This window comes from Fontimonas sp. FW305-C-3, assembly GCF_058783185.1.
Genome location: NZ_JBYSYK010000001.1, coordinates 41749 through 61463 on the forward strand (window position 1 = coordinate 41749; position 19715 = coordinate 61463).

The 19715-nt window shown below is 56.6% G+C and carries 19 protein-coding genes; 10 read left to right on the forward strand and 9 right to left on the reverse strand.

Features of this window, described 5'->3' with window-relative positions; genetic code table 11:
- Nucleotides 1–401: 401 nt before the first annotated feature.
- Complete coding sequence (locus tag AC3WUF_RS00165; RefSeq protein ID WP_492421189.1) at nucleotides 402–788, forward strand: hypothetical protein; 387 nt, start codon at nucleotides 402–404, stop codon at nucleotides 786–788.
- A gap of 357 nt (nucleotides 789–1145) precedes the next feature.
- Here AC3WUF_RS00165 and AC3WUF_RS00170 read toward each other — a convergent pair whose 3' ends face one another.
- The 3 genes from AC3WUF_RS00170 to AC3WUF_RS00180 form a co-directional block, all read right to left on the reverse strand.
- Complete coding sequence (locus AC3WUF_RS00170) at nucleotides 1146–1367, reverse strand: hypothetical protein (RefSeq protein ID WP_492421191.1); 222 nt, start codon at nucleotides 1365–1367, stop codon at nucleotides 1146–1148.
- Nucleotides 1364–1927: a lipocalin family protein gene (locus tag AC3WUF_RS00175; protein ID WP_492421193.1), complete on the reverse strand. Its 564-nt coding sequence runs from the start codon at nucleotides 1925–1927 to the stop codon at nucleotides 1364–1366. The genes AC3WUF_RS00170 and AC3WUF_RS00175 overlap by 4 nt, the downstream gene beginning before the upstream one ends.
- A gap of 754 nt (nucleotides 1928–2681) precedes the next feature.
- Nucleotides 2682–3896, reverse strand: coding sequence for a hypothetical protein (locus AC3WUF_RS00180; protein ID WP_492421195.1), 1215 nt, complete (start codon nucleotides 3894–3896; stop codon nucleotides 2682–2684).
- A 166-nt stretch (nucleotides 3897–4062) separates the two neighbouring features.
- On the opposite strand from AC3WUF_RS00180, the gene AC3WUF_RS00185 reads away from it, so the two are divergent.
- Nucleotides 4063–7854, forward strand: coding sequence for an anti-phage protein Upx-like protein (locus tag AC3WUF_RS00185; RefSeq protein WP_492421197.1), 3792 nt, complete (start codon nucleotides 4063–4065; stop codon nucleotides 7852–7854).
- Between the two features lie 220 nt (nucleotides 7855–8074).
- On the opposite strand, the gene AC3WUF_RS00190 is transcribed toward AC3WUF_RS00185, so the two are convergent.
- The 3 genes from AC3WUF_RS00190 to AC3WUF_RS00200 all read right to left on the reverse strand — a co-directional run bounded on the left by AC3WUF_RS00190 (nucleotide 8075) and on the right by AC3WUF_RS00200 (nucleotide 10425).
- Complete coding sequence (locus tag AC3WUF_RS00190) at nucleotides 8075–8794, reverse strand: hypothetical protein (RefSeq protein ID WP_492421199.1); 720 nt, start codon at nucleotides 8792–8794, stop codon at nucleotides 8075–8077.
- Nucleotides 8795–9081: 287 nt separating this feature from the next.
- Nucleotides 9082–9843 (reverse strand): hypothetical protein, encoded by a 762-nt coding sequence (locus tag AC3WUF_RS00195; RefSeq protein WP_492421201.1) that lies wholly within the window; start codon nucleotides 9841–9843, stop codon nucleotides 9082–9084.
- Between the two features lie 129 nt (nucleotides 9844–9972).
- Nucleotides 9973–10425 (reverse strand): hypothetical protein, encoded by a 453-nt coding sequence (locus AC3WUF_RS00200; protein WP_492421203.1) that lies wholly within the window; start codon nucleotides 10423–10425, stop codon nucleotides 9973–9975.
- A 368-nt stretch (nucleotides 10426–10793) separates the two neighbouring features.
- On the opposite strand from AC3WUF_RS00200, the gene AC3WUF_RS00205 reads away from it, so the two are divergent.
- The gene (locus AC3WUF_RS00205; RefSeq protein WP_492421205.1) at nucleotides 10794–11249 is read left to right on the forward strand and encodes a hypothetical protein; all 456 of its coding nucleotides are present in this window, start codon (nucleotides 10794–10796) and stop codon (nucleotides 11247–11249) included.
- Nucleotides 11250–11275: 26 nt separating this feature from the next.
- On the opposite strand, the gene AC3WUF_RS00210 is transcribed toward AC3WUF_RS00205, so the two are convergent.
- Nucleotides 11276–11521: a helix-turn-helix domain-containing protein gene (locus tag AC3WUF_RS00210; RefSeq protein ID WP_492421207.1), complete on the reverse strand. Its 246-nt coding sequence runs from the start codon at nucleotides 11519–11521 to the stop codon at nucleotides 11276–11278.
- 452 nt (nucleotides 11522–11973) lie between these two features.
- Between AC3WUF_RS00210 and AC3WUF_RS00215 the strand changes: the two genes are divergently transcribed.
- From AC3WUF_RS00215 to AC3WUF_RS00225, 3 genes are read left to right on the forward strand one after another with little or no spacing between them, the layout of a single operon-like run.
- Nucleotides 11974–12747, forward strand: a complete 774-nt coding sequence (locus AC3WUF_RS00215) for a hypothetical protein (protein WP_492421209.1) — start codon at nucleotides 11974–11976, stop codon at nucleotides 12745–12747.
- Nucleotides 12748–12749: 2 nt separating this feature from the next.
- A complete protein-coding gene (locus AC3WUF_RS00220) occupies nucleotides 12750–13322 on the forward strand; it encodes a hypothetical protein (protein WP_492421211.1) in 573 nt (190 codons plus the stop codon).
- Between the two features lie 4 nt (nucleotides 13323–13326).
- Nucleotides 13327–13656, forward strand: a complete 330-nt coding sequence (locus AC3WUF_RS00225) for a hypothetical protein (RefSeq protein ID WP_492421213.1) — start codon at nucleotides 13327–13329, stop codon at nucleotides 13654–13656.
- A 282-nt stretch (nucleotides 13657–13938) separates the two neighbouring features.
- Here the strand turns inward: AC3WUF_RS00225 and AC3WUF_RS00230 are convergent, their stop codons facing one another.
- Together AC3WUF_RS00230 and AC3WUF_RS00235 are read right to left on the reverse strand one after the other, a co-directional pair.
- Nucleotides 13939–14310: a hypothetical protein gene (locus tag AC3WUF_RS00230; protein WP_492421215.1), complete on the reverse strand. Its 372-nt coding sequence runs from the start codon at nucleotides 14308–14310 to the stop codon at nucleotides 13939–13941.
- A gap of 116 nt (nucleotides 14311–14426) precedes the next feature.
- A complete protein-coding gene (locus AC3WUF_RS00235; RefSeq protein WP_492421217.1) occupies nucleotides 14427–14732 on the reverse strand; it encodes a hypothetical protein in 306 nt (101 codons plus the stop codon).
- 184 nt (nucleotides 14733–14916) lie between these two features.
- Here AC3WUF_RS00235 and AC3WUF_RS00240 point away from each other — a divergent pair, with 184 nt between their 5' ends.
- From AC3WUF_RS00240 to AC3WUF_RS00255, 4 genes are all read left to right on the forward strand, one after another.
- Nucleotides 14917–17148 (forward strand): hypothetical protein, encoded by a 2232-nt coding sequence (locus AC3WUF_RS00240; RefSeq protein WP_492421219.1) that lies wholly within the window; start codon nucleotides 14917–14919, stop codon nucleotides 17146–17148.
- Nucleotides 17149–17291: 143 nt separating this feature from the next.
- The gene (locus tag AC3WUF_RS00245; RefSeq protein WP_492421221.1) at nucleotides 17292–17747 is read left to right on the forward strand and encodes a helix-turn-helix domain-containing protein; all 456 of its coding nucleotides are present in this window, start codon (nucleotides 17292–17294) and stop codon (nucleotides 17745–17747) included.
- Between the two features lie 120 nt (nucleotides 17748–17867).
- Nucleotides 17868–18656 (forward strand): nuclease-related domain-containing protein, encoded by a 789-nt coding sequence (locus tag AC3WUF_RS00250; RefSeq protein WP_492421223.1) that lies wholly within the window; start codon nucleotides 17868–17870, stop codon nucleotides 18654–18656.
- 75 nt (nucleotides 18657–18731) lie between these two features.
- A complete protein-coding gene (locus AC3WUF_RS00255; protein WP_492421225.1) occupies nucleotides 18732–19688 on the forward strand; it encodes a glycerol kinase in 957 nt (318 codons plus the stop codon).
- Nucleotides 19689–19715 lie beyond the last annotated feature (27 nt).

Here is a 19715-nt window from a genome sequence, read left to right on the forward strand (position 1 = left end):
TGTGCCGCTGGATGGATCTGGGGGCTCGTCTGGCAGCGGAAAGGCCGGCGGAGGAACGGTGGTCTTGTGCCATAAAGGGAAGAAGACGATGGAGCTTCCTCGCGAGGCTGCTCAGGCCCACATCAATCATGGAGATGGCTACGGCCCGTGCTGATTTGAGGTACCAAGCCACCAAGCAGCTCTTCAGGAACGTTTCGAGGTCTCGCGCTGAGTTCGTAGTTGAATAGAAAGCCCCGCTCTGGGGCTCACAACTCGAACTTCGCAATGTTTCTTTCGGGCAGCTCTTTGCCATCGCCAAGGGGCCAAGGTAGCTTTGAGGACGAGTATAAGAATGAGGTCGTGTCCAGCAGCAGAGCCGAAATTGGCCGAACTTACGAACTCACCCACTTAAAGGAGACGGTATGCGCAAGATCCTGATGGCGGCAATTTTTTGCGCTAGTGGAGCCGCGATGGGCGCCGATGTCGGCGTGTCAGTTTCAGTCAGCGAGCCCGGTTTCTACGGTCGAGTCGACATCGGCGATGCCCCGCGTCCGCGCCTCCTGTATGCGGAGCCGATCATCATCGATGAGGTGAGAGTAGTCTCCGCCCCAGTCTATCTACATGTCCCTCCGGGGCACGCGAAGGACTGGGGAAAGCACTGCCGCAAGTACAACGCCTGCGGGCAGCGAGTCTACTTTGTCGAAGACACTTGGTACTCCGATGTGTACGTGCCCCATTACAAGAATAAGAAAGGAAAGCATGACAAGGGTCATGGCAGGGACAAGCACAAAGGGAAAGGCAAGGACTAAGTCACACAGTTGCCACACGCCTGGAGTGGCCTCTATCTAGCGGCGGCTATGCAACAGTATTCGACGGTGACATGACCTGCGCAATCCGATCCCGCTTGAAACATAAGCTCCACTGCCTCGGCTCGCGTCCATTCGAGCAATTCACGCTAACCGGCTCAACGGTCCCTAAGCATGTCTTTTGCGAGTTATCACGCCCAGCGACAAGCGGTCATGTGCCGCTTGCATTCGCTAACGACTGGCCGCTTTCAGGACACATTCCCTTGTGCGGCTGGCAGCAGTGCTCATAAGGAAAGCGATCGTCGCGGATCAACGCGTCTTCGTCGCTAAGGACCAGCGATGCGTGGCGTTACACCGAACTCACGAATCCGGTACCAGCGGACTGTCGTCACGGACCACGTCGCCCGGTTCGCGCGGTACGTGGCGGGTCGCCCACAGATTGTCGACAAGATTGGGATAGCGACGACCGGCAGCTTTCGCGCGTTCACGTGCGGCCTCGCGCTGGTGCGGTGTCAGCGGGCTTTTCTTGCCTGCGCCTGCTGGGCGGGGGCGCTTCCAGATCGGGCGTGGGTCGTCGCTCATTGCGCGGGCTCACGCGGCGCAGGATCGCTTTTCTGAGGCACCCAGATGATGCGATCGGCGCTGACGCCGAGCTTGTGGGCGGCCTCGACGAAGCGAGCGCGGTCAATGGCCTCGACCGTGGGACTGCGCGACAGCAGCCATAGCGTGTTCGCGTCATTACCGGTGACGAACGCGGTGCCATAGTCATCGGACAAATAGAAAATCATGTACACCGAGTAGAATGGACGAAAGAACGAAACCTTGAGCAAACCGCGATCGCGGGCACCGATGAAACTCGCTTGGCCTTTGGCTTGCTTCCATTCGCCGGTTTCTGACTCGAGGCCCTGATTGACCACGCGGATGCCGCCATCATCGCGCGCGCTGTAGCTGGCGGTGACCTGTTCGAGTCCGCGCTCGAAGCGATGATCCAAACGCGCGATCTCGTACCAGGTCCCGAGATAGCGCTCAGGTTCGAAATTGGATACCGCTGCCGCGTGCTCCGACACAGGTACGGCGATGCACCCGCCAAGAAGCAGAGCGAGCATCGGCAGTAAGCTGCGCAGCCGAAATGCATGAAACATCGTCAGCGTGCCACACCGCGGCTCACGGCAACGAGCGAGCCGATCGGCCAGTTGTGTTTCGCAGCTGTCAATATCTATTCCTGTCAAGTTCACAGCAAATAGAATAGCGCGGCGGGCTGCTCGAGTAGAGATGCGTGCTTGTTCACAGGAACGTTCCTAGCGCCTTCCTTATACGGCTAAGCCTCGGGTCATGCGCGTTAGCTCATGGGCTGAGCCGCAGAATGAGTCACGGCATTGACGCAGCCGCGCGTTGTTGTGGCAGATGGGTGCCGAAGCACATCAATGATCGTCTGTTCCGTGTAGTAGCCCCTAACGAGTAGTTGATCGTCCGCTTCGGAGTACCGTTTCGGCAAACGCTTAGGACAGCTCCGGGCTGAAAGCAGTCGTTCCACACTGGTCGCAATGTGATGCCACACAAAAAGCCCGACGACTCGGGGGGAAGTCGCCGGGCTACGCTCACCGGCTTGGGAGTGCCGGGGTCCGCCTAAGGGAGTGGAGGCGGACAGCGGGGACCGGGGGATGTCGCCGCTCTAAAAAATTAGATGGGGATGCTGCGGATTAGTTCAATGCCCCACCGACGGAAGCTGAACGCCAGCAATACCGTCAAGGTTGAGTGCGACGTCACCTATCCCCTTCGGTCATAGAGGGCACATGATTAAGCCCTTCAATGTCACTTCAAATGGCCTGGCGCCCTACTTTGACTCTCACTCTCGCTCGGCCTTCAAAGCCCCACCATCGAACGAGGAGCCGGCATCTACTCTGATGCGCGCGATGACGTGGACCCGGTTTCGGATGACTCGACGGTCATTTGCGTAGCCTGTGCTAGTGCATTTAGTGAGGATGTAAGCTGCGTAAGAAATGCATCGTATGTGGCGAAGAGATCCGCGCCATGTGGAAGCCCCAGGCGATCGTGAACCGAGTTTATGCGATCCACCTGCCCTTCCTTCGATCCTAGGTGCGAGTAGGCGACGCGAAGATCGTAGAGCGCATACAGCGGCGCCATGCTCCCAGAGACATCGACAGCGATAGCGAAGCTTTCGAGTAGCTTCTGTAGCCGCTTTAGCGTGCCCAGGCTGCCTGATTCTTGACCGCGCGCGGCGAGTGCTCGGCCGAGGGCTTTGTTGTCGAGCGATTCTATGTAGACCTTATTCAGCGCATCGGCTACGGCCTGTCGCTGAAATGGGGTATCGACAACTGGACGCCGAATGGTGCTCGCCAAGTCGAAGACTTCGCGCTCCAGGTGAGCCATCTTTTCTCCGACCTTCTTGAAACAGGCTTCGAGCAAGTCTGAGCGCGCCCGGAAGAGATCGTCTTCCGGCGGACAATCTGTGAACTTGCACTCGATCTGACCGTCATAGAACTCCGAGCCGATGGAATGGTCTGAGTCGACGTTTTCGGAGCGCAAGTAGTACTGCTCCGACTCTGGCAAGCGGGCCACGTCACCCAGCCACATCACTACGCGGCCGTAGCGATTGACCCCGAACGGGACGTGGAAGCCATCTCCCTGTCGGATGTCGCCGTAGGTTCGCGATGCAAAGGCGATTCTGTAGGAAGGGTGTGCGTCGTACTTGAGAAGCACGTCCCTGCTGAAGAACAACGGTGTGAGGAACCCCTCATCAAAGGGCCGCACTAGCCCGGGAATGTAGTGATAGTCGTCCGGATCGTAGATAAATGGAACTTTCGTAAAGCCATAGTTCTTAGTTATTTTTTTGCGAAGTACAGTGACAGTTGTAGATCGCTCTTCGAGAGCTCTGCGATGCAGCTCAATCAGGGAGAAGCGAGTGCGATCCGGCATGAATGACGCCGTGCATAGCGGGCATACGAGCATTGGAAGACCCGCAACGGATATGGAAATACCGGACACATCCTCAGAAAAGTCGGAGAAGCCGAGATCCATATGCGTTGAGCAATGGTCGCAGTAGATGCTCCTGATGGATCCATGCTCCGGAAAGAGTTCGTCTACACGCATAGGCCTGATTTTCGAGGACTGACTACAGTGGCTCGGGATTGAGTCAGAAGATTACAGCCATTCAAACTTTGGCGCGGCTCGAGCACGCCCGCAGGTGCGCCCTCCGCGTAGAGAGATGATCGACATAGAGGAGATCGTCTGACACTCTTCTAGACCATGATCGGGCATGCTCATTCTCACTATGCCAATTGAATCTCCAGAAGATCTTCTTGATGAGGCGCTAGTTGATGATCTGATGCGCGCAGGTCAGCACGCAGGAGGGCGCGTTCCGATAAAGGAAATCCTCGACAACCATCCAGAGATTTCGTCTCGTTTACATGACCATTCACCACTCAGTGTGGCGGCTACGTTCTCCGGCCTGTTGACACTGCCGGACTTGCACGGCAACTGCCTCCGGCTCGAGGCCTTGGTTCACATTGGCTTGTATTCGCCCCAAGGAAGAAAGGGTCTGAGGAAAGAAACAGCTGCGCATCTTTTTCGAGCACTCGGGACAGGCATTTGTGGCCGCCTGGAGGATCCCCCCGAGGATGTCTTCGTCTCTCTAGTAGGAACCGAATCCGGTAACTTTCGGGTTCTAGAAGGCATATGGGAAACGAACGGATTCTTTTTGCAGCGATTTGTTAACGCCATCGAGTCGGCCGCCAGAGGGAACGCCAACTTTGAGCCGCTTCGTCGGATCACCTATTCGCTCTTAGCGCTATCTGACGCAGTTTGTGAACGATCCGGACTATCTCCGTATCAGCGGGGAATCTCTCCCCCATTGCCCGCGCTAACAAAGCCAATCGTCGACAAGCTTCCTGATCTCCGGCGACGCGTAATCTTCACCGAGACAGACCTGGAGTCTCTCGGCATCGATATAGGTTACCTCGAACCATTCGTGTTCTCGCCATCCAAACGCTCCAGTATCTGCGACGAGTCAATATGTAACTCTGCCCTGGAGCGCCAACCCCTCGCGTACGACGGAAAGCAGGTTTATCTACTCCTACCGACGGCAATCTCGATTGCGATCCGTCATTTAGCTCTTGGAATCTTCGTTGGCAGTGGCGCCAGAGATATCTTTGTCGACTTTCTAGCTCATGACTACAAGCGCCTGCTTTCGACTCTCCCATTCCTAGCAGACGTTCCGAAAGTACCAATTCACTTCAAGCGGCAGTCGGGGGCGATGGTTTCTAGCTCCACCGTGAGGGTCGACCATGGCCGTTACGTAAACCTCACGCTGTTCTGCGATACCTTGCAGGCAGTAGAGACGACTGGCATTACCGGCCAAGACCCGGAAGCAGCGCGCATTGAGAGATGTGTAGCTTCCGCCGTTGAGAGCGTTTGCAACAAAGAGAATCTTCCCGACTTTCGCGAAGGATTATGCATCGTTGTGGGATGCGGAGTAGGTAGGACCGTGGAGTTCGACCTCCCGGAGCTTCCTCCTGATTGGATGAGACTCTCGATTAGCGCCGCCGACTTGGCAACTCTTAACGGCCTAGGTTCTTTCGGGTGGATGCCGTTGTGGCGCTTGCTTCAAACGGAGGATCGACTATCAGAAGCGGGAGTTTATCTACAGAATCTCAGTGGCCTTCTCAACTTAATCTCATGGGCACAGTCGCAGAATGGGCATCTAGTTCCGCACGCTGAGCTACCGGATGACTTCATACACGAGGGACGAGAAAGCATCATCTCCATACCGCAAAACGGGCTGCTCGACCTACGCACTGAGGTTCAGTCTTTCTGGCGCGCACATAAAGTACGAAACACGGAGGGCAGATTCGTCTCCGTCCAGAAAGACGCGCGCTCTCTGTTCGATGAAGACAATCACCTTCCGCTATACGCGTCAGATTCGGGTCCTGGCGAGAAGCCCGCGATTGTATTTGAAACTCCGAATCGATCTTTTTGGGCGACAGTAGATTGCGAACATGACGTCGACGGCCGCCAACTCTTTGAGCGCTGGAGTCTCCTGAAGACATGGGTGGGCAAGCTGGCCCCCGTTCTGGATCGAGAGCTTCCCGACCTCCCGCGTGGAGCCGTCGCTCTTCACGTGACGTTTCAGGTCATTGAAGGAGCGATGCGCGACCTTTCCCGAGTGGACAAAGAACAGCTTGATGGCGCGATATCGGTGACCGTCAATCCAACCAACAGGCTAGTTTCTTTGTATGTCGGCCGGGACTTTGAAGCGGGCCTGTTTGACCCTATCAACACTGCCGAACGCACTCTGGTGCGCAAGGCTGTGGAGGGATTTATACAGCTGTCAGGTCGCCAACCCAGTGCCGCTCTGGTTGTCGAGCTTGCTGACATGACTGTCCAGAACACCGCCGCTCGCCATGCACATCGATGGCACGCGCGCACGTTCCGGGATTTCGTACCACCGCCATTGCGCGGCAGGCCTCCGACGATCACTAACTACGATGCGGCGCTGATCAAGCTTGGCGTGGGGTGGCTTGCGCGGGCACGCGAGGAAGGGGCCACTATCGAAGGCAAGGAAGAATGCGTTCGTTACTTGAACACGCTAGTTTCAAAGCTAGAACAGGACTTGTGCTCGGACGTTAGGTCTTTCAACCGTCAGAGCTTAGTCAAGCTCTGTCTGGACGCGCACGAATGTGCCGCGGTCGACCGAGGGCGCTGGGAGAAAACGACGAGCGCCTTACTCGGAATACACCACGATAAAGTAGCAGCTCAGGAAACCATTGCTGAGCACCAGTACGGGCTCAATGCCGTTTTTCAAAGTGCGCGACTTGTTGCAGAGATGGCAATGGCAGAGTCTCCGACAGACGACGGGATAGATCCAGGACTGCTGGATCTATCCTACCTGATGGCGAAGATGCTGCACCTCGTTGGCTTGGGCGGATGGTCGGACACTATTCGCTGGGACGCCATGGAGCCATTCATCAAGATATCGGCGCTCGGTGACGTACAGGCTCGCAAAGGCCCATTTGACGACATGAAGGTGCAGTTCGGGCGACGCTTGAATGACGATCGAATCGAGGTATCGGTGGATAATTACCCCACCCATTTTCACCCACCTACGCCTGTCGCCACGGTAGAAGATGCCTTCGAACCAGAATTCTTGTTGGCATGGCATGCAGAGTTTGCCTTCTCCGTCGATGAGGCCAGGTGCTTTGCCGATGCACTTGAGGACATTGGCCTAGCAGCGCACGAGATGGTTTTCGCGATCAGAAGATCCGATCTCTTACAGAGGATCGTCGAAGACGCTCCTCGCCTGCAGAATACTGCCAGCAAAATTCTTGAAGAGTACCTGTTCCCAGCAAGATCCAGCTTTCGCCCCTGCCCAACAGGCTACCGAGAGCGGGACATTGACTTGTGGCGCTTCAGACGCAGGCTAGGACTGCTCCGGAAGCCGTTGTTGCCGGTAACTGTTGAGGACGATCCGCTTCTGCTTGTCTCCCCTGGATTCTTTCGAGATGGTCTTGTGTACACACTAGGCCTTCATCACCGCGGCGATCTATGGACGTTTAGAAGCCAGAAAATGTCGTCTTGGGTAGGGAAAGCGATGGATGCTCGCGGCAGAGCATTCTCTAGTCTCGTCGGCGAGAAACTCACGTCACTGGGCTGGGACGTCGAGATCGAGGTTCCTGTAACTAAGCTTCTCAGAAAGGGATTCAATCGTGACTACGGCGATGTAGATGTGGTGGCGTGGAGCCGAACGTCGCACCGCCTGTTGTTGATCGAGTGCAAGGATGTGCAGTTCAGAAAAACCGATGGCGAGATTGCGGAACAACTATCTGATTTCCAGGGCGAGGTGAAGGCCGATGGAAAGCCCGATTTACTGCGCAAACACCTAGATCGTGTAGAGATAATTCGAGAGCACAGGGCGCAACTGACCACATTCGACGCCGAGGCACAGATCGAGGGACATCTCGTGTTCAAGAATCCTGTACCGATGGCTTATGCGTGGAACAGGCTGCAGACGCGAATGCCTCTTTCGTTGTTCGACGAACTCGATCGAATCTAGTCGTATACCTTTTCCTCCTCGTGCGCCTGCAGGAGTGTCTCCGGAGTATCCGATCACCATGATTGAGAGACTTCTCGCGTTTGTGCGCGATGCGAACAGAACCGAGCAGCTCGGCATTAGTCCGAGAACAATAATGTCCGCTGGGTTTGATGTCCTCCCAGCGGTCAGTACCTACGATGCCGCCCAGCAAACTCGTCGCCGAAAATGTACTTCGTTGACATCAATATCTCGCGTGGACAAATACGGGGGGTTGGCGCCTACGAATTGCATCTTTGCTGTCGGTGAGCCACTTGCCAAACCCGATGGTCACAATGGCACCGATTGCGAGAACAACTAGAACATTCGCTCCCCAAAGAAACGGGATGGGCCATCCGGTCCAACTCGCTAGAAGTTGTGGCAGGAATGCGACAAAAAAAAGATAGCCGAGCAATCCATACGTCATTCCCGCCTCAAACTCCTCCTTACGTTGCGATGGCATCGATCCGTAGTAAACGTCTGAACAGCCAACGCAGACCGTGACCCCCTTCTTTACAAATCTTCCACAATGGGGGCAGCCGAATCCCTCGTAGAGCAACTCCTCAGATACTTCTTTGCCTTCCAACTCCAGTCGCGCTCGCTCTTCCGCAATAGATTTCCACTGAAGAATGACAGCAACCGTGTATCTGAACGGATCCGCATCGACAAGCTTGGCGCAATTCTGGCAGAGCCATATTCCATTAAGAATGGACCTTCGCTCATCAACCGATAGGTCCGGATCGTATCGGGGGCCGTTCTGAGCAGCCGACGTGATGTGGGCAGCAACGCCGATGCGAGTTGCTTTCTCAGGGTTCTCGTTCGGACCTGACGTCAAGCACCGGCACGTAGGGCTAGAACATCTGTTTCCAACACGCTCCTGCAGTATCTTCTTTGTCCCTTCAGAAAAATCATCTCTATTGCTCATGAAGGCTCCAATCCGTCGGTTTTCCTGTATGGAGGATAGCTTCTATTGATCCATCTTCTTTGAAAAGTCTGGTGCCATAATCGCACCGGAGTGGGCGCTCTTCATCACACCAAGCTCAAGCCAAAATGATCAAGGACCATGCTGGCTCCCGTTATCCGCGGTCTGGCGATGCTTGCGGGTTATCGTGAGTAGAGAGCTACGATACGGAGCTCGTCGGTTCAGCGATGTCGGCACTGCGCAAGGTGTGCCCCGATCGGCTTGGTAAGAATCGCGTGTGTCTATGGGCACTAATAGTGCCCCAGATCTTCGGGTGTAACTGTAGCGGCGCTCTCGTCTCTCAGCATGCTGATTAAAGAAGCATACTTCTCTTTGAGCAGAGAACTGGGGGCGCGTTCAGCAATTTGGCGCACTTTTTCGGCCAGCACTGTGCGCTCCTCCGCCGATCGGCCCAGCTTTCGTGGGTCAGCGATCACGTATCCATCTATATCTCTTCGAAAGTTCGCCAAGAGGTGATCGATGAATTCTCCCGTCTGTCCCAACGAAATGTCCGACAGAATCTTGTTGATCCGTGACGAAACGAGCACTCTCGATACTCGTGCAATCTCGGATTCGAGACGATAGGCATGGATGAACGCGGGGCCGATCAACTCGTTCTCGTCCCAGTAAATATCTCCGAAATCGATTGCGCCTCGAAGGGTGTACCCATGCTCAATGGCGCTGGCCCACACGGCCATGATGTTGGACATCATTACCTCTAGACCCAGGACGAGATCTCCTATGATCAAACGAGGCTCCAGTCCAAACGCAACCGTGATGCTGTCTGAGACTGTGTTTACGCGGCAAGCGTATTGCCGCCATCCCGTATCCGACGGCGACTCGCTCTTCTCTATTTTCGAGACTGGCAATGCTGATTTTATTGCAAGGAGCTGGTCTAGCGGATTGGATGTCGGGGAGTGCCAGTTAGTAAGTATGTCTTGTGAAAAGCCAAGGATATCCAGGAAGCATACATAGCCGACGCCCTTGAATCGGTTTGCGTTGCCGAGAATCACGTTGAGGGTTCCTCTTAACCGCATTCAGCGGCTATTACATGCATTTGGTTCGATCGCGATCCCTTTCCGAACCCGGTTGCGCAATCCCTCCGTAAGGAATGCTCGGCGGGACAACGCCCACCTCAATGCTTAACGATGCAGATGATCTGCCGTCGGTTTGGCCGCGCTGAACGGATATCGCGTCGTTACCCAATGTCGCAGGCAGCCCAGCGGATCTTTCATCGCTGCTTGTTGCTCTAGAGAGCCCGGCGCGCTGCTTCCAAGTGCACCCTTGCGCTCCAGCGTGTTCGCCATATCGACCATCGATTCGATCGACTCGCCAATCTGCCCGGAGAAGCAACGGTGCAGCAGGTACGCCGTACGTGGCCAAGTCGATGCGCTTTCTACATCACAATCAGCGCTGAAATCTGGATCTCCCAGGCCGTCGAACGGGATACCCAGAACATCTTGGACTGCATGGTCCAACAAATGCGCGAGGCGGTGATATCCGACCTGATTGAGATCGCCCTCTCTCGAGATCGTCGCTGAGCAATGCGGGCAGCGGAACTGATCGTCATTCATAGTCTGTTCTTCAGCATTCATCGGCTTTCACCAAAGTGTTTTCAACAATGAGTGCTCGTGTCGTTAAGTCCGCTGCATGAGGACGCAACCCGAGTGCTTTTGCCGATATATCTCGGGTTGCTTCTGAACGCAAGGAATTCTGTTGTTGCGTCTCTACATATCATTCCGGTATCCGCCTCTTTCGATTCTGACCTGAGGTCTCGATTGGTCCGCTTGTCGGATACCGGTTGAGTTCGCCGTTCGTCAAAGGCAGTATTGATTTCGACGGATCATGTTGCTCGGTCTCAGGCTGATTGATCCGCCTCACCTCTCGGGCTCAGCCCACTTCATAGCGTTCTGATTTTCCGCATATGTACAGCGGAACGGGCGCTCGCGCCCGCCAGAGAGAGATGGATAAGCCCAACGAGATTTCTTTGTCAGACCTGCTGCCGCTTCATTTTGAAGGTGGCTTTAAGCTCGAAGCCTTGGCTGACGACTGCGCGCACTGCGGCTGGGTCATCAGCGCGCCGAGGTGGCGAGCAGAGATCAGCTGGATCACGCCAGCATCCTGCGTCATTACGCTTTCCACATCGTGTCTTGGATGCGGAGTCGATCAGACGCGCCGAGTGCGCATCCGCGCCCAGGAGCAAGGCTGGGCAAGTATTGATTGGATGGTTGGTGACAAGTGGGAGACCACCGTGATTGGCAATGTCACGTGGACAGAGCGGGTCTTGCGCGCGTTTGGTCTGTCGAAGCCACCGACGCCGACGTCCGAGCGAACCCCTCTCGATCAAGGGACCCTGCAGGCGATCGGCCTGCTCGCGCTCTTCGTCTTTATTTGTGCCTTCGTGATGACGATCTTGTAGACGGAGCGGCGGCGCAAAGATGAGGGCTAGTCCGACTTGCGACCGAGCGTTTCGTCCAGCAAGTCCGTGGGCTTCACGCGCAATGCTTTTGCCGTGCGCTCCACAAAGTCCAGGGACGAAACGACGACGCCACGCTCAACTTTGCTCAGGTACGGCTGCTCGGTTCCGATCTGTTCAGCCAGCTTTTCCTGAGAAATGCCCAGGCGCGTCCGCTCCAGCTTGACGTTCAAGCCGAACAACTCGTTCAACGTCGCAGCCTTGCGCGATTTCATCCATGAAGCGTCCATGGATTCACGCGCCCCTTCTAGGGACGTTGATTTCTTATTTAGATATTATCGTGTATAATTGATTCACTGATGTATCTGGCTGGCCGTGTTGTTCGGCCCTCAAAGAGATACATCCGACCCGGCCTGTGGTTTTGGCCGTGCCCTAACCCCGTCGAGACACTTCGAGCGTACGCCAAGCTGCCCCCTCTCATAGCGGATTAGGACTTGATCTCTCGTGCGCCTTGGAAAGGTGTGCCTGAGGTATTTCTTGAACCCAGAGATGGAGGTGTAATTTGCTTAATCGCTTTCTCGTAGTAGTCCTGCTGGCCCTGCTCACTGCATGCAGCGGCGGCTCAGACAATCAGGGGTCAGGCCCCAACCCCGACAGCACCGTGGCCGATGGTGAGGCTGCCCGGGTAGCTGCGATCTACCGCTACCTACAGGGCATGGGGTCCCTGATGATTTCCAACCTGTCGGAAGTCGATATCGGAGAGACCCGGTCGGGAACCACCGCATGCAGCGGCGGCGGCTCTGTCAGCTACACCGATACAACACCCACCGCAGGCGCAGACCCGACCGCACTCATCGCGTTCGACGACTGTGTCGAGGCCATTGGCCTGGTCGACGGCTTCATTGAAGTAAAGCAGTTTTTGATTCGGCTGCAGCCGAGCGGTTTCGGTGATTTCAATGTCGGCTTCAATGCCGATGTCACGATCGATGGCTTTGGCATGAGCTTCGAAAGCGTCACGGGACGCACCTATCTGCTGCCGGACGGCTCGATCCAGATCGAAGTCCGGAATGGTGCCGACAACGCGGCGGTGCTGACGGCGCCTGACGGGGTTTTCGCTTACCTCGACGACGCCAAGATCAATCTGCTGTACAGCCCCAGCTCTGACTCGGTGGATTTTGGGACGTCCGTCATCCGGATCGTCGATCCGCAGGACAGCAATCTGGGCGCTCGCGCCATCTTTGCGGACTTCGTCGTGCCGGTCTCGGACGGCCCGGGCCTGCTGAGTGTCGGCATTCCGCAGAGCGGTGGGTTTGCGTATGACCGCAGCTTCGATCCGACGGCCACCGACCTGGAGGGCACCGGAACCACACGGAATGGTCTTCTGGATCTGACGCTCGATCCGCTGCCGCCGTCGAGAGACTTCTCGGGCGATGCTGGGCAGTACGCGTGGGAACTCATCCTTGAGTCTCCGCTGCTTTCTCTGCCTGCCGGGGAGCCGTAATCATGCGCCTCCTTCTGGCATCTATTGCTGTCTCCACCCTGCTTGTCGGCTGTTCGCGCGTTGAAGCTGTTGAGATCGACAAGACGCAGCAGACCATGTTCGCCGCAGCATTGAAGGAGGAGATGACTTCGTGCACGGCCGAGACCGCCTTCAAGGTCAAATGTGACGCCGAGAGCTGCGCCACTCGTTTCGTCGACGGCTCGGAATTCACAAAGCCGATCGGGCACTTCACCCTCAAGTACGACTTCGAGGACAACATTCGGGCCGGGAAAGTCATCGGCTGGGGCATGGGCCAGTTGACCAGCCGAACAGCGATGAGTCGCCTCAATCAGCGACTCGACGGCAAGAGTAGTGCACCTAACGGGATCACGGTGGAAGGGCCTGCCGGCCCTATCCGCTTTGACCAATTGCCGCTGCGCTACCTGGAGTTCGAGGCGGCTTGCGACGACAAGCAATGGTCGGTGACCCGGCTGGCAGGGCCCGACGCGCAGAAGGCGCTGGCCGATCCTGCACTCTTTGCCAGGCGGGTGCTGATCTCAGCGATGGAGACGGCGAGGCAACGGCCGAAGCGGTAGCTTCGTGTCTCCCGAGGACGAGGCCAAGAGTTTCGGGGTTAGCCTCGCGACGTACAGCCATTGGCCGCTGGGTTGGCACCAGATTGTTCTGGACGTACTGCGCAAAGCCGCGGCCTGCTCGGGCGCGAGCGTGTACATAAAGGAAAAGTTTGGCGAACTGCGAATTCAGGGCGGATGCGCGGAGCTTGAAGATGCGATTCGCGGCGCGATGATGCTGGCCTGTACGACCTGCATCATCTGCTCCGGCGCTTGTGCGCGGCCGCGAATCGCTGCATTGCCAGTCTGCGGCGCGTGCAGGCGATCCGATCTCGACGCTCAATGGGTGGAGTTCTAGCTGTGCAGAAGCCCGCCGTATTTCTCAATCGACCGACGCCGGATTCGTGTCGGCGTGGGGGAGCAGCTGGGCAGTCGCTTCGGAGACTGTCACTGAAGTCATATCAGGGCGAGCCAGCGCAATGTCGATGATGCTGTCCTACCCTGAGCTGCCAGCATGAGTTAGGTAGATGGTAGCCAGAAAGTCGCCGGATGGTTTTTTGTCCGGAGCTATCGGGAAAAGCTCGATCCTTAGGACCGAGCTTTTTTATGCCTGCTGCTCGCGTTGCCGTCGCCTTCTTGCCTATGCGCCGTCGTCGATGATCGACTCGACGGAGAAAGCCTGGCCGTTTTCCGCATCGACCGCCCTGTATTTGTAAGTACGCACTCCGCGCCGATCACGATCGGCAATCACCCGCAGGTGCGCAATCAGCGGACGCACCATCTCGATCACTATCTTTCCGCAGCCCGGGCACAGATCAGCCCGGTAAAGCATGCCGCCTATGTCGAGGTCGATGGTGACAAACCTAGCGAGTTCCGCGCCAACGGAAACGGCGCTGGGTTCGTCGGCGTTGGACATATGCCGGTGCTGCTGGACGCGATGACCACAGCGGTCACAGATACGCCCCAGCACTGGCGCGGGATAGGTAACGACCGTGGTATCTAGAATCTTCATGCGGTTTCTCCGGATGCAGGCCGACCGCCGATGTGGCAGCCGATCAGGAAAACCGCTTTGGTGCGAAGTGGGACTAAATTCGCAGCGGCGTGATTATATCGAATCCACGGTCGTCCTCATCGGCGTCGCCGGCGGCTTCCACGATGCTTCATCGCGGCAGCTACTGGGTCGTGATAGTCGGGCGTGATGTCCGGCGCAATGCGATCTAGTTCAGTCAGTGCTGCACCCAGACCTGCATCGCTCTCGTATGCCAACATCCATGGCCGCTCGCGTCGACCATCGATATCGGCCACACGGCTATACCAGACACCGGCAGATGTGCTGTTTCCGAACACTTCGAGGGAGCGAGCTGCCAGATGGCGGGTTCGCTCCAGGCCGTCCGGATCATCCGGATAGGTATTGTGGTAACCCAGTGCACCCATGGTGTTCGCAGTTGAAGTTCTCATTGCATAAGCGTCCCAGACGACAGGCTCAAAGTACGAGCCTGTGGAAGCCGTCTCAACAATGGCTCGGAATTCAATGTACCGGCAAAATGGCTCACGCTACTCTCCCGATGGTTGGACACGTAATTGCGAGAGAAGTCCTTGAGAGCTGGGATATCGCTTTATGAAAGATAGGCCTCCCGTAAGTCAGGTGGAGGGCAATCTGTTCGACAGGCGCATGGAGCGGGGTCTGGCCGCCGGCAGTTGCGCGTCCGATTCTGCGTCGGCAGTTGTAAAGATGTATGTCGACGGAGCTCCGAAGGACCGCGGAAAGCACAAGCTATCGCGCGCCGCCCTAGACCTTCAGTTCTGGTCGAGCACTGTCGTTCAGAATCTGTCCGACGCCCAGTGGGGATCGGAGATCATGTTGATAGCGTTGACGCGGTATCTCGGGCAAGAACGAGTCGCGTCTGTTGCGGCGATGCGCCGCGCTGCTGAATGTGCGCCAAAGAACCTGATTCGGGCCGCACGACATTCCCGCCTTGTACTACGGCCCGATTCGGCACGCCGCACCGAGCTTGATCAGGTCTCGGTGGGAAATACCGAGCTTACAGAGCTATGCGCCGTGCTCGATATCTTCTCAAGGGAACATCGAGCATGCACAGAAGATCTGCAGCGAGCGCAGAATGAACTCAAGTCGCTCACCGCATTCGAGTTGCTGATATACGCCAGCCTGTACGCCTTTGAGTATCTCGTACCGACAGCAATTCATACGTCCGATACCCCCAGACGTAGCGATGCCATGCGGCAGTTGGCATGGGATGCCATCAACGATTTGCTCATCTGGAGACTAGGGACTGCTGAACCTGGGTCTCTGACGCTAACCGACACCATCATCGGCCAGTCCATACGAGATCACCTCACCCCGTCCATCTCAGTGGGAGAGTCGGATAGCTCAGAACATTTCCGACTGCGACGATCGTTTGAGTCTCTGTTGGCCGCTCAGATAAAGCTCAACGAGTTCGTATCAAGATCTGCTGATGCTTTCAGCTACGACGATGGAATCCGGTTTGTACGAAACGGAGATCGTCTTGAGATCGAGGAGGTCGACCCAGTTTCGCGGCTGATTTGGGACTTAGAGAACCGAAAGCTGGAGCAGCTTGACCGCTACTGGCTCAATCGCGCCATCGACGCTTTCGCCTCTTCAGATCTGAATGGCCGGCAAATCGGATCTGAGGAGAACGCTCAAGACAACCGCGTGGCGTACATCCGCGCGATGCAGTGCCATATTCGCCTGACTGAGGTCTATGGCGTTGGCGGCACGGTCACAACTCCCTCGGGGACGAGAGCGGACGTATTCCAGGCGGTACTCGCGCTGTTACTCATGTCGGCGTTCTATCTGAGGGACTTCATCGCCGCCTTCAGCGTGAATCTGCACATGACCGGTCACTGGCGCTCCGCCCTAGGTGTGATGGCAATGGAAGGACTGCAAGATCGCCTGCAGCTTCGCCTTCCACTCACCTGGTCTGATAGGAACACGAAGATCAGCAACATTGTGGGCTGGACTGTCTCCAGTGAATTTCCGCAAGGAAGCAAGCACGCTGCATCCGCCATTCTGGATTTATGGACGAACGACCTAGGGCGACTGTCTGAAAAGTTGATCCGAGGGGAGCCGGGCCTTCACCCGGAGCTGTTTGAACTCCCTTTTCTTGGTTTCGGCAAAGTGCTTGTACAGCTGCCGTGGATCGTCGGCCTGCAGAACAACTCAACGGCAGCGATCAATACGCTGCGTCGATTGGGTGCGCGACGAGATGAGGCAAAGGAAGAAGCTCATCGCATCGAGAAGACTCTCGGCCAACTGTTTGAGTACAGGGGGTTCAGGGTCGCGTTTAACTGGGAGCCTGCAGATAAGGAAGCAGGTGAGATTGACCTGATTTGCGCCTTGGACGGCGTTGTTCTCGTTCTGGAAATGAAGTCCACGTTTGTCCGTCGTTCGCAGAAAGAAGCTTGGCTACACGCCACGACGACTCTCAGGAAGGCGGGCCATCAGCTCAGCCGGAAAGTACGGTCGGTTGAGAGTGAGATCGCCGGATCTGAAGCCCTTCGCACTGCACTGTCGCTTTCAGCGCACCCTCCTGCCCCCACCATCTACGGGTGGATCATTGATACATCGATCGAGAGGGATCATTCGCGATTCGATGGATTCCTGAAGGTGTCTGTCGAGGAGATCCTGATCGCATTGAAAGATGATCGACATCTCTTACGGCGCCCCAACACTACGCTGGATGGCCACAGCTCCTCTATGACTGCCGCTAGCTCTACCACCAGCGTCAGCACTACCTTGTATCCGGACGGGTTTACTGGAGGGCGGTTCGTTGCCGCCATCGAAACGGCAGCTGTCTGGCAGGAATTCTAGAAAACTCGCAGACTCGATCGGCGCCACCGGCACCGCTGCGTAGGGGTTGGAGGCGGATGTCCATCCTGCGTCGTGGATTTACCTACCACGCCAGAAGATGAATTGGCCGATACTAAGAGCCCCCGTTCACTGAAGTACCCCCAATGTCCGATATTGCTGTCGCCTTCAAAAGTGAAATCATTCGCCTGTCGAAGAAGGTGCTTCGCGAGCATCTGAATCCTCTCAAGTCTGCAAGCTTGAAGCAGCGCGAGCAGATCTCGGATCTTCGGGATCAGGTCACCGCACTCAAGAAGGAGGTAGATCGCCTCGGTCGGGCAACCAAGTCGACCTCTTCTAAGGCGGAAGCTTCCGAGGACGCATCGGGCCTTCGCTTCGTCGCCAAGGGGTTCAAGACTCACCGCGCACGACTGGGCCTGACAGCAGAGGAAACGGCGCTCGTCCTGGGCGTCAGTGGACAGACAGTGTTCAATTGGGAAAAGGGAACCACGAAACCCCGCGCTGATCAGCTTCCGGCGATTTCGGCTCTCCGCAAGATGGGCAAGCGAGAAGTCGCTGCGCGGCTTGCAGAGATCGCACCCCGCAAGTCGAAGTCGTCATAACGGAAAGGCGCCCGCGCCGCAGCCGGCCCGGTCTTGCCACCGCGGCCGGCGGCAACAAGCCTCAGCTCGTGGCATTGGAATCGGGATAGACCGCAATCTAAGAGAACGAGTCGAGGGAGCATGGATCTATCACCAGCCGTCAGCGCAGCAGTGAAGCCGCTCCTGTGGCTGGTCCCGCTTGTACTTTTAGTTGCCGTCCTCAAGTCTCCTTGGTTCAAAGGGATACTCGGCGAGTTCTGGGTACGACTGGCGGCTAAGTTGCGGCTTCCTGCCGACGTCTACGTTCCTTTGCACAATGTGACATTGCCCACTTCGGACGGTGGCACGACCCAGATCGATCACCTCTTCGTATCGCGCTACGGCATTTTCGTCGTAGAAACCAAGAACATGGGTGGCTGGATCTTCGGCAGCGAAAACCAGGCGCAATGGACGCAGAAGATCTTCAAACAGACCTTCAGGTTTCAGAACCCGCTCCGGCAAAACTACAGGCACGTCAAAGCACTTGAGGAGATGCTGAATCTCCCAGTTGGGAAAATTCACTCGGTCATCGTCTTTATGGGCAACAGCTCCTTCAAGACGCCGATGCCGGCGAATGTGACGTATGGCGGCGAGTACATCGACTACATCAAGTCATTTCGAGAAGCCGTACTATCGTCGTCAGAAGCGCAGAGCACCGTGGCGCAGATTCGGAGCGGTCGGCTTGCCCCGACTCGTGAGACCCACCGCCGGCATGTTGAACAGCTCAGAGCTCGCTCGACCCCCAGCGCGGATCGAGCCTGCCCCAAATGCGGGGGTTCTCTGGTTTTGCGAACGGCCAGGAAGAGCGCCTTCGCAGGCAATCAGTTCTGGGGGTGTACGTCGTACCCCAGGTGCCGATACATCCGCCAGGCTTCAGAATCGGCGCTCTAGAGTTAACGGCTTACGCACGTTTTTCTTCAGTGCTGCCAAAATGGGCGTACGAACAAGATAGCCAGTGGGGGAGATATGGCTGACGAGAAGCTCTCTGCGTCACGCATCGCAGAGAAACTGGGGTGCGACGCAAAGGACGTGACTGCGCGATTGCAGTCGGCCGGCTGGATAAAGAAGGATGCAGCTGGCACCTGGGAGCTGACCCCAGATGGCCAGAAAGCTGGCGGCACCCCAGCCAAGGGTCGATTCGGTCAGTACATCGCTTGGCCTCCGCAAATTCTTCAGCGCAAGGAGATAGCCAGCACCGCCGCGCCGGCGGACAACGAATCTGAATCCAGCGACGACTCCGAGACACCCGCCTCCGGGATTGTCAGTCCCACCCGCATTGGCGATGAGTTCGGGCTCTCGGCGATCAAGGTCAACCAGATGCTGTCCGAGTTGGGGTGGATCGAGAAAGGCGTCAAGGGCTGGAAGGTTACTGATCAAGGCAAGAAACTCGGCGGTGTTCAGCGCGAGCACTTCCGCTCAGGGGTTCCATTTGTTGTTTGGCCTGCAGCCCTGCTGACAAATCGAAACTTGCTACTCAGCGCCGCTGAGATCTCCGGGCAACCAAGCTCGGAAGAGCCGATCGCGGCAACTGCAGCGGAGGCGGCGCCGGCCAAGTCATCGGAACTCGGGTTTCGTGAGAAGTTCGAGGCGAAGCATCGGGCCACCGATGGCCATTTCGTACGATCAAAGGCGGAGATGCTGATCGACAACTGGCTCTACATGGCCGAGATCGTTCACGCCTACGAGCGAAAGCTTCCCGTCGAGGAAGACGTCTACTGCGACTTCTACATCCCTACCGGTAAGGTCTATATCGAATACTGGGGCCTCGAAGATGACCCGAAGTATCGCGAGCGGAAAGAAAGGAAGCTTGTCCTATATCAGCGATATGGATTCAGGCTGATCGAGCTGCGAGATTCTGACGTGCAGAACCTCGATGACGTCCTACCGCGTCTTCTCCTGAGATTTGGGGTTCAAAGCTACTAGTCGATCTTCGGCGTATTTACATCCTCC

Bases quoted from the DNA above. Each gene is read 5' to 3' on its own strand.
- AC3WUF_RS00165 (WP_492421189.1), top strand. From the start codon at position 402: ATGCGCAAGATCCTGATGGCGGCAATTTTTTGCGCTAGTGGAGCCGCG.
- AC3WUF_RS00170 (WP_492421191.1), bottom strand. From the start codon at position 1,367: ATGAGCGACGACCCACGCCCGATCTGGAAGCGCCCCCGCCCAGCAGGC.
- AC3WUF_RS00175 (WP_492421193.1), bottom strand. From the start codon at position 1,927: ATGTTTCATGCATTTCGGCTGCGCAGCTTACTGCCGATGCTCGCTCTG.
- AC3WUF_RS00180 (WP_492421195.1), bottom strand. From the start codon at position 3,896: ATGCGTGTAGACGAACTCTTTCCGGAGCATGGATCCATCAGGAGCATC.
- AC3WUF_RS00185 (WP_492421197.1), top strand. From the start codon at position 4,063: ATGCTCATTCTCACTATGCCAATTGAATCTCCAGAAGATCTTCTTGAT.
- AC3WUF_RS00190 (WP_492421199.1), bottom strand. From the start codon at position 8,794: ATGAGCAATAGAGATGATTTTTCTGAAGGGACAAAGAAGATACTGCAG.
- AC3WUF_RS00200 (WP_492421203.1), bottom strand. From the start codon at position 10,425: ATGAATGCTGAAGAACAGACTATGAATGACGATCAGTTCCGCTGCCCG.
- AC3WUF_RS00205 (WP_492421205.1), top strand. From the start codon at position 10,794: ATGGATAAGCCCAACGAGATTTCTTTGTCAGACCTGCTGCCGCTTCAT.
- AC3WUF_RS00210 (WP_492421207.1), bottom strand. From the start codon at position 11,521: ATGAAATCGCGCAAGGCTGCGACGTTGAACGAGTTGTTCGGCTTGAAC.
- AC3WUF_RS00215 (WP_492421209.1), top strand. From the start codon at position 11,974: ATGATTTCCAACCTGTCGGAAGTCGATATCGGAGAGACCCGGTCGGGA.
- AC3WUF_RS00220 (WP_492421211.1), top strand. From the start codon at position 12,750: ATGCGCCTCCTTCTGGCATCTATTGCTGTCTCCACCCTGCTTGTCGGC.
- AC3WUF_RS00230 (WP_492421215.1), bottom strand. From the start codon at position 14,310: ATGAAGATTCTAGATACCACGGTCGTTACCTATCCCGCGCCAGTGCTG.
- AC3WUF_RS00235 (WP_492421217.1), bottom strand. From the start codon at position 14,732: ATGGGTGCACTGGGTTACCACAATACCTATCCGGATGATCCGGACGGC.
- AC3WUF_RS00240 (WP_492421219.1), top strand. From the start codon at position 14,917: ATGAAAGATAGGCCTCCCGTAAGTCAGGTGGAGGGCAATCTGTTCGAC.
- AC3WUF_RS00245 (WP_492421221.1), top strand. From the start codon at position 17,292: ATGTCCGATATTGCTGTCGCCTTCAAAAGTGAAATCATTCGCCTGTCG.
- AC3WUF_RS00250 (WP_492421223.1), top strand. From the start codon at position 17,868: ATGGATCTATCACCAGCCGTCAGCGCAGCAGTGAAGCCGCTCCTGTGG.
- AC3WUF_RS00255 (WP_492421225.1), top strand. From the start codon at position 18,732: ATGGCTGACGAGAAGCTCTCTGCGTCACGCATCGCAGAGAAACTGGGG.